The sequence below is a fragment of the Clostridioides sp. ES-S-0054-01 genome, from assembly GCA_021561035.1.
Classification (GTDB): domain Bacteria; phylum Bacillota; class Clostridia; order Peptostreptococcales; family Peptostreptococcaceae; genus Clostridioides.
On sequence record CP067346.1, the window covers coordinates 3,192,607 to 3,208,170 of the forward strand.

Here is a 15,564-nt window from a genome sequence, read left to right on the forward strand (position 1 = left end):
ACCAATCTGAAGATTATTATCTTCAGATTTAAATGGATTAACATTCATTTCTTAAACATATAGATATGTAAGTATTTATGCTTATAAAAGTGAATCTCCTTGGTAACTATATTTAGTTTATTACAGTTAATAAGTTAGATTCTACCGTTAACTCTTTATTATTAGTGTTTACTATTACATCTTGGAACTCTGATGAATTAGTTACAATAATTGGTGTTATTGTTGAGTAACCAGCTTCACTAATTTTATCAATATCAAATGTAACTAACAAATCTCCAGCTTTAACTTTATCGCCAGCTTTAACATGTGTCTCATAATACTTTCCTTCCAGTTCAACTGTATCAATTCCTATATGCATTAATATCTCTACACCTTCAATAGTTTCAAACCCTACAGCATGTTTTGTAGGAAAAACAAGTTTTACTTCTCCATCTGCAGGTGCATATAGTTCACCTTTGTATGGTCTTATTGCAATCCCTCTTCCCATAGTTCCTTCTGAAAAAACTTTATCAGGTACATCTTCCAAAGATATAATTTCCCCTTGTAATGAACTCTTTAATACTACATTTTTGGATGTTGAATTTGAAATATTCTTATCATCAACTTCTGCTGAAATCATACTATCATTAAATCCCCATATAAAAGTTGTAACAGCTGACCCTACATAAGCAATAGCACATGCTATTAAGAAACCAACAAAACCAACACCTATATATGCAGGTAATGTAATTAAACTTGTCCCAATAAATGCTCCTACACCTGTACCTGCTGCTGCTGTTATAGCACCTGCTACTCCAGAAAATATACTTGCAATAATAAAAGGCTTTTTAAATTTTAAATTGACTCCATATATTGCAGGCTCAGTTATTCCCGTTAATACTGCCGAAACTGCTGCAGGTCCTGCTATAGCTTTTAAATCCTTATCTTTTGTTTTTAAAAATACTCCCAAACAAGCTCCAGCTTGACTAAAGTTATTAGGTCCAGTTATTACAAATAAAGTATCTCTACCATATGTAGCTATATTATTTAATACTATAGGTACAAATCCCCAATGCAATCCAAATATTATTACTGTTGGCCATATTACAGATACTAAACCTCCTGCAATTATAGGATTTATACTCATAATCCACTTATATCCATCAGCTAAATACACTCCTGCATAGCTTGTAACTGGTCCAATAGTTAAATATGTTAATGGAACAATAATTGATATACATAGTAAGGGAACTAAAAAACCTTTTAATATACTTGGTATTATTTTATTTAAAAATGCTTCTACCTTAGCAAGTGCCCATACACTAATAATCGCTGGTATGACACTAGAGGTATAATTTACTAGAATAACTGGCAATCCTAAAAAACTTATACTTTGACCTTCATTATATAAACCAACTATATTAGGATATACTAATGATGCTCCAATGATAAATGCTAAAAACTGATTTGCCTTAAAATATTTAGCTGATGTAAATGCTAAAGCTATAGGTAAAAAATTAAAAATTGCATCTGCTGCTGCATACAAAATCATATATGTGCCACTATTCTCTTGTAAAATCCCTACTGTAGTGCCTAATATTAATAAAGCTTTTAACATACCAGCACCTGAAAGAGCCATCATTAAAGGAGAAAAAATTGCAGATATAGCAGATATGAATCTATCAATAAGCTTTTCTTTTGTTTTCTCTTTATCATCTACATTATCAACCTGTGTTTCAAACATAGTTCCTTTTACCAGTTGGTTGTAAACTTCAGAAACTTGATTTCCTATAACTACTTGATACTGACCACCACTTTCTACTACTGCTATTACTCCATTATTTTTCTTTAGCTTTTCTGTATTTGTCTTTCCTATATCTTTTAACTTAAATCTCAATCTAGTTGCACAGTGAGTAACATATGATATGTTTTCTAATCCACCAACTCCTTCAATTATCTCTTTAGATAGGTCACAATATTTTGTAGACATAATAAACCTCCCACATTCAATATAAAATCAATTTCTATCTCAAATAACTTATTATATCAACTTCTCTTTTACATGTTTTGAATTACTTACTAATCTTTTTGAAAACGATTTCAAGATAATTATAAACATCTTATTCAGCTTATATTTTTACTTTATTTAGTTCAAGTAGATTAACTAGTACTAAATATTTACTTATATAAACTTTTTTCATAATTTTCAAACTATCAATGGATATTAAATCTAATCAAATCATGCTTTAAGAAGTCAACATCACTTGTTAGAACATTAATGTTTTCACTCCTTTCTAATTCCAAATATTCTTTATATTTTTATAGTAGCATACCTGATTATTTTTGTAAATATTTATTATTTTCAAACTAAATATTTATTTAATTTTCTTTTATTTTTTTATCAAACAAGAAAATCCTAAGCCATATTTTATGTGCTTAGGATTCTCAAAATTTATTACAATATTTATTTTTTTCCTATAATTACTACGTCTTTATTACATAAGTGCATTTTAAATAAAGTACTATCTTCTTTAAATTCAATTAAAGGACTAAGAATATTTTTTGTTTCTAAATCAAATAAATAAAATTTATACTCTGATAAATTTTCACTTATTTTAACATTAGTATTTATTGGTATGTATAATACAACAGATGATTTATCCTCATTGGTTGCATATCTTATTTCACTTGTATCATTAACAACAAGATTATTTTTAGGGATAATATTTTTTAAATTGTTTTGTTCAAGCAGGTACTTTAACATACCATAATCAAAAGCTCCTGGTAATTGAAGCGCATTTTGCCACAATAAAGGGCTGTCAAAAGCTTCTCCTATTTCCATAAAGAATGTTGCATCACTAGTATGCCAACTCCATATTCCATGAGCTCCATACGCTAGTCCAGCACAACCTCCAGATAGTACACTTTGCCATCCTGCCTTTCTTATATCATAGTCATTAAATCTGCCATACACCTTTCTACTATAACCCATCTGCTCATAACATGGTTCTGAATTTAAGATTGGTTTACATGGATATTTACTGTAAAATACTTCTGCTAAATAGTAAGGCATATTGGTAAATGAACTATTATGTCCTGACTGATACATATAAAAATCAATTTTACTTACTAATACCTCTGGTATTTCCTCTAGCCTCCCTCTGATATGGAGAGTTTTTAAGGTGTTTGGAGATACTTTATTAAAAAATTCTAATGCTTTATTGTAATATTCTATACTTTCTTCTTTTTCAAAATCAGTATCCCCACTAATTAAATAAATCGGGTTCATATCATTAAAAGTTTTATTCACTACATCAAAATAAGTTGGCAAAAACGATATAGGTATTATATTTTTATCCATAATAGCGCTTGCCCATGTCCCTGGTACATAATTTGACCACAATACAACTAAAGCTAATTGAAATCCATATTCTTTAGCTAATAAACACATCTCTCTAGCATTTTCAAAATATAGTTTATTCAAAGTTGAATAGTCGAAAGCTCCATCATCATTTATATCAAATGGTAATAACTCATTTTGCTTAGTACTTCTATCCCATTGAGGAAGTATGTTTATTTGAAGAGTATTAAAACCTTGCTGTTTCCTCTTCTCAAGGTAAAATCTCCACTCATTAAAATCTATATTTGTAAATGCACTCCAGCATGTATCTGCTAAATAAAAAAAATACTCTTTATCCAAAGTAAAAGTTCTATTGTCAGATGCTACTTGTAATTTACTCACTATTACACCCCTCTTCCTTAACAATAGTCTTAAACAAAATTAAAACTATTACTTATTAATATCTTTAACACTATTTCTTTCTATCAATTCTGTTTCTACCTCTATCTTTAACTTCAAATTAATTTGATTATTAATCTTGTCTATAAGTCTATTTACAGCTATTTTACCCAGTTCTACTGTCTGTACCTTAATAGTTGTTAGTGCAGGGTTGGCAAGTGCACTAAAAGTTATATCATCAAATCCTATTATGGATACATCTTCGGGAATTTTTATTCCTTTTTCATTCATTGCTTTCATTGCTCCCAAAGCAATTATGTCATTGAATGCAAATAATGCAGTTGGTAGCTCTACTTTTTCATCTATTATCTTTTTCATGTCATTATAAGCCCCATCTATAGTAGGTTCTAATAAAAACTTATATTCTTGATTTTGTCCTATATTCAAATCATTTAGAGCCTTATCAAATCCAGTTGCTCTGTATTCAAAGTTCTTTATACTTCTAGAACTTCCTAAGTAACCTATTTTTTTATGTCCCTTTTCAACAAAATACTTTACAGCAGAATACGCACCACTGACATTGTTTATACAAACATAGTCTGAACTTTTAGTTTCATGATAACTATCTACTATAACTATAGGTATAGATATGCTTAAATTTTCAAAAAATCTTAAATCCTCTTCATTCATTTCTGTTGCCAACAATAAAATACCATCTACATTCTTTTGTCTTATTATTGTATCGATATTCTCTTTTGAATTAACATCATCTCTAACATGAGAAATCAAGAGTTCATAACCATTATTACGGCACTCTCTTTCACAACCTTCTATAAGTGCAGAGAAAAAAGGAGTATCAGAAACAACATAACCATGTTTTTTAAATACTATTAGTCTAATTGCATTATCTTCATTTTTCTTCTGATTTCTAAAATAACCTTTTTCCTCTGCTATTCTAATTATTCTTTCTTTGGTTTCTTTTCCTACACCCTTTCTATTGTTCAATGCATTTGAAACAGTCCCTGGTGATACACCTGCTAATTTAGCTATATCTTGCATTATAGTTTTACTATTCATTTTATCACTACCTTTTCTATATTAAATGATTAAATTCACACTCCATAAATTATAGTATAAGGCAATAATTAAATAAAATAAACACTAAAACTAAATATTTAGTAAATATTTTTATTTTAGTGATGCTTTTCAATTTTTAATAAATAACATCTTATTCTCCTCTTATCCATGACTTTACATCCTCTTCTACATCATCATAAAAATCTAGATTTAAATCAGGTAAATACTTACAAGCTTCATAAATAGCAGGTAATACATCATGATGTATTCCAACACAGTGATGCACATATGGACCAGTTACAAGCTTATCTTCTAACCTTGTTAAGTTTTCTACTTCAACCCAAAGATATGTTCCCTGTATATAAGGTCCTTCTATTCCTTTTGCATGTCCTAACAGCAAAGAATACTCTCCATTATCTCCATCAAATCTTAATAAAGATATATTCCCTCCTTTTATCTCTGCAAATGATGAACCTACGCATCCACTTTCAAGGGCAAAAGGAGTTCCAAGTTTTGCTTTTTCGCCCTCTTTAGTTAAAGATATAGGATAGCATCCGCAATGTTGAAGCAATTCTCCATTTTTATTGGTTGGATGTGCTACTGTCCAATCAGCAAAAAACGGTGGTGTTTTCCTCATTGCAGCAGATTGAGCTATAACGGAAGTTATCGCTCCATGTATATCAGTTTCACAAACTACTGGTATTCCCTCATCAGTAAGAATAGCATTTGCTATACAAGGCATTATCTTAAGCTCCTCTTGTAAGGCATTCCAGCATTGAATGGCTACTGCTTTACATCCGTACTTTTTAGTTAAAAGGTTAAATGCCAACTTAAGTGCTGCCACCCTAACTACACTTTCATTTTCAGCATTTATTTCTAAATTATTTCTTAGGAACTGAATTGTTTCTTTTAATTTTTCATCATTTTTAGATTCTATATCTTTTACACAACTAACAAACTCTGATAAAGAAATTGGATTTATTTGAACTCCAAACTTCTCAAGTAGTTCACCTTCATTACACATCATAGTCCAAAAAGATAACGGTCTAGTTGATATTTGAAGTATTCTTAAATTTTTAAGTTCTTTTACTACATTAACTGCAGCAATAAAGTTATTTACTCCTCTTTCAAAAGCTTCATCTTCCAGAGATGCATTTGGTATGTATGTAAACTTAACTTTAAATCTTCTAAGTATCTTACCTGTAGCAAATAGACCACATTGACTATCTCTAAGTCTTGTTCCATCTTCCAGTGGAGCTTCATCTCTAGGACCCCATAAAAGAACTGGTAGATGTAATTTATGAGCAACTTTTGCCACCAAATCCTCAGTACCAAAGTTACAATGTGGAAAAAATAATGCATCTACTTTCTCCTGTTTAAACTTATCAACAATCTTTTCTGCATCTGACTCTTTAAATAATAACCCCTCTTCATTTATATCATTTATATCAACAAAATCTATGTGCATGGATTTTAATTTCTTGCTTATTAATTGTTTATACTTTATAGCTTCCTCTTTACTAAATATATTTCTGCGAGTTGGTGCAACTCCTAGCTTTATTTTATACTCTATCATATTATCTCTCCTATCAATTAACATTTTAACTGTTCAACTCTGTCATATATAATACGCTTTTCATTGCATTCGTCCATTTTCTATATAGTTTTTCTCTATTTTCTTCACTTATATTAGAAGTATAGTTTTTTATATCTTTAGGTAATTTTTTAATTTCTTCTATACCATTCCAAATACCTAACCCTATACCTCCTAAATATGCAGAACCTAAAGCTGATAACTCTTGATTTTTATTTTTATCAATCTTACAATCAAGTAAATCTGCTAAAAATTGATTATACATATCGTTTACTGTAACTCCACCATCAACACTTAAATTTTTAACTGTTATATTGCTTTCCGATTCTAATATATCAATAGCATCTTTAACTTGATATGCAATTGACTCCATGGCAGCTCTCATTATATGTTTTTTAGTAGTATTTCTAGATATACCTACTATAGATGCCCTAGCATTTGGTTTCCAAAAGGGTACACCTATTCCTATAAATGCTGGTACAAAATATACTCCTTCATTATTTTTAACTTCTTCGACAGCTTTATTAAACTCTTCAAAATCCGAAAATAAACCTAGTTCATTTTTTATCCAGTTTATTGTATCTCCACTAGAATTTACAATTCCTTCAACTGCATAATTAATTATATTTTTAGTAATATATCCAACAGTCGATACAATTCCATTTTGAGAGGGTATAAAATTTTCACCTACATTTATCATTATAGAATTGCCAGTACCAAATGTAGATTTTGCCATGCCTATTTCAAAACATCTTTGACCAAACAAAGCACCTTGAGAATCTCCAATTACTCCACTAACCTTAATATTATCTGAAAGATATCCTTCAATATTAGTTTCTCCAAATATTTCATCTGATGGATATATTTTTGGTAACATACTCTTTGGTATATCAAATATATTCAATAGTCTATCATCCCATTTCAAATCTCTTATATTAAGTAATAATGTTCTACTAGCATTAGTATAGTCTGTAGCATGACTTTTCCTATTAGTAAGCTTCCAGACTAACCATGAATCAATGTTACCAAGCAATAAATCTCCACACTCAGCTTTAATTCTAGCTCCAGTCACATTATCTAATATCCATTTGACCTTAGTAGCTGAAAAGTAAGGGTCTAATTTTAAACCAGTCTTTTCTTGTATTTCATTTTTATATGCACTCAAGTTTTGACATATATCACTAGTTCTTCTACATTGCCATACTATTGCGTTGTATACAGGTCTCCCTGTATTTTTATCCCAAACTACTACAGTTTCTCTTTGATTTGTTATGGAAATACCAGCTATGTCTTTTGTACACACTTCATTAGCTATGATTATTTCCTTTAATAAATAAATTACATTATTATATATTTCAATAGGGTCATGCTCTACCCAGCTATCATTAAGATAGTATTGAGTATGTTTCTTGGATAATTTATTTATTATTCTTCCTTTATTGTCTATCAGTAACACTTTTGTTCCTGATGTACTTTGGTCTATAGTTAATATATACTTTTTATCCATGCTTTTTCCTCATTAACTTTCATTAGATAGCATTTCTTTAGCTATTTTAACTATATTTTCACTATTAAGTCCATAATAGTTAAATACTTCTTTACTGTTACCTGTTATAGGAGATTCATCTGCTATCCCTAACATTTTCATTTTAATTGGGAAGTTTTGAACTACAGCCTCTGATACTGCGGCTCCCAACCCACCATATATACTGTGTTCTTCTATTGTTATAATTCCCTTCGTCTCTTTAGCAGATTTTATTATAGCTTCTTTATCCAGAGGCTTAATTGTATGCATATTTATTACTCTACATCCAATACCATGTTTTTCAAGTTCTATAGATGCATCTAGAGCAATTCTTACTGTCTCGCCAGTTGCTATCACTGTTATGTCATTTCCACTATGTAATTCGTTAGCTTTACCTATTTTAAAATCAAATTCTTCATTCTCATATACATCTTCAACAGGATTTCTTCCTATTCTTATATAAGCAGGAATATCACTTTTATACAATTCTTGTATCATTTTCTTAGTCTCATATCGGTCAGCTGGAAGCAGTACTTGTATATCTGGTATCGCTCTAGTCACTGCTATATCTTGAAGAGAATGATGAGTCATTCCTAAAGCTCCATAACTTACACCCCCACTTATTCCTATAAGTTTAACATTATTTTTAGAGTAAGCTACATCTACTTTTATTTGCTCTATACTTCTCATTGATAAAAAACATGCTGGAGAAGCTACATAAGCCCTCTTTCCACAAGATGCTAATCCTGATGCAATACTAACTAGATTTTGCTCTGCTATACCAACTTCAACAAACTGTTCTGGATATAACTCAGCAAATTCTGTCATTGAAGCAGAACCTCTAGAGTCACTAGTTAAAACCATTATATCCTTATCATATTTTGCCATCTCAACTAAAGTATCACAGATTACTTTACGATTTGCTATATTGTTCATCTATTTCTCCCCCTTTAACTCTTTAATTGCCTTTATGTATTGCTCTTCAGTTGGTACTCCATGATGCCACTTTACGTTATTTTCCATAAAAGATATTCCCTTACCCTTTATAGTATTAGCTATTATAATTGTTGGCTTATCTTTTTTCAGTGGCATATTATCGAAAACCTCTACCAATTCTGTTATATCATTTCCATCTACCTGAACTACTTCCCAGCCAAAGCTCTCCCACTTATCTTGAAGATTTTCAAGTGTCATAACTTCTTCCGTAGCTCCTGATATTTGCAATTTATTTCTATCTATAACCGCTATTAAATTATCTAACTTATAATGACTAGCTGCCATAGCTCCTTCCCATACAGACCCTTCAGCTAATTCACCATCTCCCATAAGAGTAAAAACTCTATAGCTTTTTATATCACGCTTTCCTGCTATAGCCATACCTACAGCTAATGAAAGACCATGACCTAAAGAACCTGTATTGACCTCTACGCCTGCATTTTTATTGTTTGGATGACCTATAAGTGTTGAATTAAATTGGCTGTAGGTTTTTAACTTATCCTTACTAAAAAATCCTTTATCTGCCAACACACAGTATAAAGCTTCTGCTATATGCCCTTTACTTAATATAAATCTATCTCTATTTGAGTCTTTTGCGTTTTCAGGGCTTATATTCATTACATGGTAATAAAGAGTTGTCAAGATATCAGTACTAGACATTGCACCTCCTATATGACCTGCTTTTGCATTATATACAACATCTAATATTTCTTTTCTTATTTGATTTGATTTTTCTTCTAACCTTTTAATCTGTTTATCCATAATCCCCTCCATATAAATTTTCATTTTCTTTTTTATTTTTAGTAAATATTTAGTTATATTTTTATATTATCACTTATTTTTAAATTAGTAAATATTTATTATTATTCATATTTTTATTTAGTTTTATATTTGTTTATATTACTAAATATTTAGTCAGCAGAAGTTAAACAATGGAAATTAAAATTACATCGGATATCCAAGGTTATAAAAAAAACCTATAATATATAAACAAAAAAATGAGTGTCTCAAAATGAACTAAAAAATTCATTCTGAGACACCCCCTTAATCTAATCTTACTTAATTATTTCCCTTTATTATCAACACTCCACTTTCCCTATTGCTTTTCCTACACATCCACAAACTTCCATTCTACTCTTAACAAACTCTTTAACTGAATCTAAACCTTTTTTACCATATTTCTTAGGGTCAATTACTTCTGGGTCAGAATTAATCACATCCTTAACCCCATTACTATAAGCAATCCTTAACTCTGTTGCATAATTAACCTTACAAATCCCTCTTTTTATAGATTCCTTAATCATCTCGTCTGGTATCCCAGACCCACCATGTAATACTAATGGAACTGATACAGCCTCTCTAATTTCAGATAATCTATCTAAATCAAGCTTTGGCTCTCCCTTATATAGCCCATGTGCTGTACCTATTGCTACTGCTAAAGATGATACTCCGGTTCTCTCTACAAATTCTTTTGCTTCTAATGGGTCTGTGTATGCTCCACCATCTCCACCATCTAAGTCATCTTCCTTTCCTCCAACTTTACCTAATTCAGCTTCAACAGGTATATCTGAAGGCATACATGCGTCTACAACAGATTTAGATATTGAAATATTATCTTCGTAACTTTCATGAGAACCATCAATCATAATAGAAGTATACCCGACTCTAAGTGCCTGCATAGCTAGTCCAAAACTTGAACCATGGTCTAAGTGCATTGCTACAGGAACACTTGCCTTCTCTGATGCTACCTTTACATTTGCTAAATAATAATCTAATCCTGCATACTTTATTGTTGAAGGTGTTGTTTGTAGTATTACAGGTGATTTAAGTTCTTCAGCAGCCTCTATTACTGCCATAACCATCTCCATATTTTCAACATTAAATGCTCCTACTGCATAATGCCCTTCTTGTGCATCTAATAATATTTGTTTAGTTGTCACTAATGCCATAATTCATCCTCCTATATGTTTATATTGATTTGATTTCTTCATTATTTAATTTTGATACTATTTCTCTACTTGTCTTGCTATTTAATAATTCATTTAAAAACTCTTCATTCATTAACTTTGAAGATAATTGAGATAATGTCTTTAGGTGTAAATTATCACCATTGTCCGTAGCTGCTATCATAAATATAATGTGTACTAGATTTCCATCTTCTGATTCAAAGTCAAATCCTTCTTTTGATACACCCACTGCTACACGTGGTATTTTTACTGCATCTGTTTTTGCATGTGGTATTGCTATCCCCATGCCAAAACCTGTAGACGATATTTCTTCTCTCTTATAAATTTCTTCCTTAAACTTATTTTTATCTGAAAGAACACCTGATTTTTCAAGTATTTCAACCATTTCATCAATTACATCTGCTTTGTTTTTTCCCTTAATATCTAAAACTACTGTTTCTTCGCTATATAAAGACATATCATTAGATACGTTTTCCAATGTTGTAATTTTATCTGTGCTTTTATGCTCATCCTCATTTTTAATTTTAGTTGTATTTTCTGTAGTAGCTTTGTTATCTACTACTTTAGGTGTAACCATCATATAAAGTACAGCACCTATTAATGAACCTACCAATATACATCCTACCCATAAAAGTGGCTTATTTACTAATCCTAGAACCAAAAATCCTCCATGTGGAGCTGGTACTTCTATTTTCATTATATAAGTTAAAATTGCTGATATTGATGAACCAATCATAAGTACTGGCAACACTTTTAATGGATTCTTTGCCGCAAAAGGTATTGCTCCTTCTGTTATATGTGTACTACCTAGTATATAGTTAATTAATCCTGCTGCTCTATCTTCTTCTGTGAATCTGTTTTTAAATAAAGTAGATGCTATTGCTATTACTAGGGGTGGTGTTATACAAGCTGCCGATACACCTGCCATAAATAAATAGTTCCCCTGTCCTAAAAGCATAGTTCCAGTTACATATGCTGCTTTATTTACTGGACCTCCCATATCAAATGCTGACATACATCCTATTACTATTCCTAAGATTATAGGGCTTGAATTTTGTAATCCTGAAAGAAAGTTCATCATAGCATTGTTAAGTGCTGAGCATGGTCCTCCAAGCAATAGCATGGCTACACCAACAATACCTACACTGACTATAGGAATTATAAAAATCGATTTTAGCCCTTCTAACTGTCTTGGTAATTTTCTTAATACATGCACAAATAATTTAACTAAGTAACCTGCTAAAAATCCTGCTATAATTCCACCTAAAAAGCCCGAACCTGTGTCAAAGGATATCATTCCTCCAACAAGACCTGCTAACATACCAGGTCTTCCTGATATAGATTGAGCTATAAATGCTGCCAATACAGGAACCATCAAATTCATAGAATATCCACCAACAGATTTTAATGTAGCTGCTATTTGATTATACTGTTCTGAATTTGGGTCAAATGAATAAATCCCCCATAAAAATGATATGGCAGTAAGTACTCCACCTGCTACTACTAAAGGCAACATGTGAGATACACCATTCATTAAGTCTTTATATAACTTTTGACCAAATGATAAATTTCCTTCCTCTGCAACTTTACTACTTGATGAACTTCCCTTTCTAATAGGTACCTTTCCATCAATACACCTTTGTATAAGTTCATTAGCTTTATGTATACCTTCTTTAACAGGCACTTCTATTACTGGCTTTCCATTGAATCTGTCCATATCAACGTTTTTATCACAAGCAACTATTATTGCGTCTGCCATTTCAATATCTTTTGCTGTTAACTTATTTTCTACACCTATGGCTCCATTCGTTTCAACTTTTATATCACAGCCTAATTCTTTAGCTGAATTTTTTAATGCTTTTTCTGCCATAAAAGTATGAGCTATTCCAGTTGGACAACCTGTTACCCCTAGAATCATCTTCTTTCCCATTTTTATACCACCTTTCTGACTCTTATATTTTTTATATAATCTTCCACATTCTCTAAATTACCTATACCATTACTTTCAGCCACACTTGCTCCTGTTGCTGCCGACCTTTTTAACGCATATTCAATATCTTCTGGATTTTCCAACCATATACTTAGAAAAGCAGCTAATGCAGAATCTCCAGCACATGCAGAGCTGACTACTGTAACTGGCTGAGCACTAGCATAATAAATTGATTTTCCATTGTAAAAATAAGAACCCTTTTCTCCTAAAGTTAGCAGTATATTTTGAGCACCTTTTAAATGCAGTAGTTTAAGTACATCCTTAATATCTTCTTCATCTCTTACAATAATTCCAAATATATCTTTGATTTCTTCATCATTTGGCTTTATTAAATATGGGTTATACTGTAACAACTCCTTTAATTTTGGTGAACTTATATCGAGTATTGTCTTTATACTTTTATTTTTACAAATCTTAAATATATCTTCATAGTAACTATCATCAATACCAGGCGGTAAACTTCCACTTATTGATAAATAGCTTATATCTTCTAAAGACTCTATCTTCTCTAGCATATCTAGTTTTTGTTTTTCGTTTACATACGACCCAGAGTTTACAAATTTAAACTCATCACTTCCATCGTTTAAAAATATATTTATACGAGTTGTATCTTCTACCCAGGTAGGCAATACATCAAATCCTCTCTTTTCACTTTCTTCAACTATATATTTTCCTGAAAATCCTCCAAAGAATCCTAATATCTTAGATTCTATACCATAATGACCTAGTACAAATGTTACATTTAATCCCTTTCCATTAGGAGAATATACAGCATTTGATGTACGATTTACCAATTTCCTCTTTATACCATTAGTAGATATATTCATATCTATTGCTGGATTCGTAGTTAATGTATATATCATTGTCTTCCCCCTTGCTTATGCTGTGTATGTTTTCATTATAATAAAAAAGTCTATGAAAATCTTTTCACAAATAGAAAATCGATTTTCATAGACTTTTTAATTTAATTTTCAGAATTATTATATCTGACCATATAATCTATAATTATCCTAGATATAATATACAAGGGCAATCTGGAGGATACTTCATATTCAGAAATTGATATATGTTCATGTTTGTATCCTACAATATATAAATCCGAATACTTTATAAGTTTTGCACTTTCACTACAACAGCAAGTTATAACTTTAGCTCCAACTAAATTGGCATTCTGTGCTGATTCTACAAGCTCTATGGTATTTCCATTCAATGAAAATATAATTATAAGTTCGTCTTTTTTTATTGATTTAGATTTTATTTTCATTATGTTGGGGTCATTTATAAAAACAATATTAAAATCAAGTAATTGCAATTTAAGACTAAACTCTTTTGCTACATATTCAGTAAGCCCTCTTGCTAAAATATATATCTTACTAGATTTATTTATAGTTTTTATTATATTGATTAGTGTAGTTAAAGATATTTGTTCTATAACTCTCTGTGCTTCTATAAAGGATTTATTTATTATATCCCCCATATTTTGTATATCATCATTTTCATCTTTTACTGTTAATCTATACCTAAGTTCATTGAATCCATTTAAACCACATTTTCTAATTGCTCTTGAAACGGTTGCTGGAGATGAATATGTTTCATGAGCAATCTCTACTATAGATAATTCTGGTAATATTGATTCATTTTCATTTATAAATTTAATTATTTCAAGTTCCGTCTTCGTTAGATTTTCAGAATTACTTTTATTTAGCTCAATTATCATATGTTATCTCCCCTTATATAAGTTTTATTTGTCTAAATTTATCGAGTAATATAATATATTACCTCTTAACTACTTATTTTTATATACAATTAAGATTTAGTCAATGTCTATATATGTAAATTTATAATATAATAATTTTATGCTTCAATTAATTATGTAATTATTAGAGTATTTTGTAATAAAAATTGGAGTTACTCAATTACTGAAAATGAGTAACTCCAATTTTTACGACCTCAAATTAACTCGAATTATTGAAAATGATTCATAAACATTATCCTATACTCTCACTTATCAATTTATATATTTGAGTAATACCTTTTTTTATTAACAGAAATCATCTTACTAACAATTGAAATTGTAGTTCCAGTACATAATATTGAAAATATAGTTCCAAACCCTAAATTTCCTCCTAAATATACACCTAAAATTAAAAATATTACATCTGCTATAGTTTTTAAAACTTTATATGGATACTTAAATTTGCCCTCAATATAGATTAATATAGCATCTAAAGGGCTCATTCCAATGTCAAATTTTATAAGCATTGCAAATCCACTACACATAAGTATATGTCCAATTATAAAGCTCATTATTCTAATGATAATCCCTAAACTACTTATATTAAAATCTAATAATAAGTATATATACAAATCTATAAATATTCCTGCTACTAGTACATAAACACAGCTTCCTAATCCCAAACTTTTTTTATTCAATAGCAATGCTATAAGTAATAGAGTTCCATTATATATTAGCCCTGCTATTGTATAACTTATACCTAACTTTATATGTATACCCTCATTTAAAAGTGTAATTGCATCACTACCAAGGCTTGACTGAAGTATAAGAGATATACCACATCCCAGTATATTTATAATTAAAATTACAAATATAAATTTTTTTATGACATTCATAATTAATAAACCACCTTATTTATAATTATAATCCCTCTTATAAAACTGTATTAATAACATAGTATT

The 15,564-nt window shown here is 30.1% G+C and carries 12 protein-coding genes; all 12 read right to left on the reverse strand.

Annotated elements, in window-relative coordinates; genetic code table 11:
- Positions 1-112: 112 nt before the first annotated feature.
- A complete protein-coding gene (locus tag JJC02_14730; GenBank protein UDN54135.1) occupies positions 113-1,969 on the reverse strand; it encodes a PTS glucose transporter subunit IIA in 1,857 nt (618 codons plus the stop codon).
- Positions 1,970-2,443: 474 nt separating this feature from the next.
- Positions 2,444-3,721 carry a DUF4038 domain-containing protein gene (locus JJC02_14735; GenBank protein ID UDN54136.1) on the reverse strand — a complete coding sequence of 426 codons (1,278 nt, stop codon included), beginning with the start codon at positions 3,719-3,721 and terminating at the stop codon, positions 2,444-2,446.
- 48 nt (positions 3,722-3,769) lie between these two features.
- Positions 3,770-4,795 carry a substrate-binding domain-containing protein gene (locus tag JJC02_14740; protein UDN54137.1) on the reverse strand — a complete coding sequence of 342 codons (1,026 nt, stop codon included), beginning with the start codon at positions 4,793-4,795 and terminating at the stop codon, positions 3,770-3,772.
- A gap of 151 nt (positions 4,796-4,946) precedes the next feature.
- Positions 4,947-6,371 carry an L-fucose/L-arabinose isomerase family protein gene (locus tag JJC02_14745; GenBank protein UDN54138.1) on the reverse strand — a complete coding sequence of 475 codons (1,425 nt, stop codon included), beginning with the start codon at positions 6,369-6,371 and terminating at the stop codon, positions 4,947-4,949.
- Between the two features lie 25 nt (positions 6,372-6,396).
- Positions 6,397-7,896: a glycerol kinase GlpK gene (gene glpK, locus JJC02_14750; protein UDN54139.1), complete on the reverse strand. Its 1,500-nt coding sequence runs from the start codon at positions 7,894-7,896 to the stop codon at positions 6,397-6,399.
- A 12-nt stretch (positions 7,897-7,908) separates the two neighbouring features.
- Positions 7,909-8,850, reverse strand: a complete 942-nt coding sequence (locus JJC02_14755) for a transketolase family protein (GenBank protein ID UDN54140.1) — start codon at positions 8,848-8,850, stop codon at positions 7,909-7,911.
- Positions 8,851-9,672 (reverse strand): transketolase, encoded by an 822-nt coding sequence (locus JJC02_14760; protein ID UDN54141.1) that lies wholly within the window; start codon positions 9,670-9,672, stop codon positions 8,851-8,853.
- A gap of 317 nt (positions 9,673-9,989) precedes the next feature.
- Positions 9,990-10,859, reverse strand: coding sequence for a tagatose-bisphosphate aldolase subunit GatY (gene gatY, locus JJC02_14765; protein ID UDN54142.1), 870 nt, complete (start codon positions 10,857-10,859; stop codon positions 9,990-9,992).
- A gap of 19 nt (positions 10,860-10,878) precedes the next feature.
- On the reverse strand, positions 10,879-12,807 hold the full coding sequence (locus JJC02_14770) for a PTS fructose transporter subunit IIABC (GenBank protein ID UDN54143.1): 1,929 nt from the start codon (positions 12,805-12,807) through the stop codon (positions 10,879-10,881).
- Positions 12,808-12,809: 2 nt separating this feature from the next.
- Positions 12,810-13,730 (reverse strand): 1-phosphofructokinase family hexose kinase, encoded by a 921-nt coding sequence (locus tag JJC02_14775; protein ID UDN54144.1) that lies wholly within the window; start codon positions 13,728-13,730, stop codon positions 12,810-12,812.
- A gap of 101 nt (positions 13,731-13,831) precedes the next feature.
- On the reverse strand, positions 13,832-14,584 hold the full coding sequence (locus tag JJC02_14780; GenBank protein ID UDN54145.1) for a MurR/RpiR family transcriptional regulator: 753 nt from the start codon (positions 14,582-14,584) through the stop codon (positions 13,832-13,834).
- 296 nt (positions 14,585-14,880) lie between these two features.
- Positions 14,881-15,498: a hypothetical protein gene (locus tag JJC02_14785; GenBank protein ID UDN54146.1), complete on the reverse strand. Its 618-nt coding sequence runs from the start codon at positions 15,496-15,498 to the stop codon at positions 14,881-14,883.
- Positions 15,499-15,564: the final 66 nt, after the last annotated feature.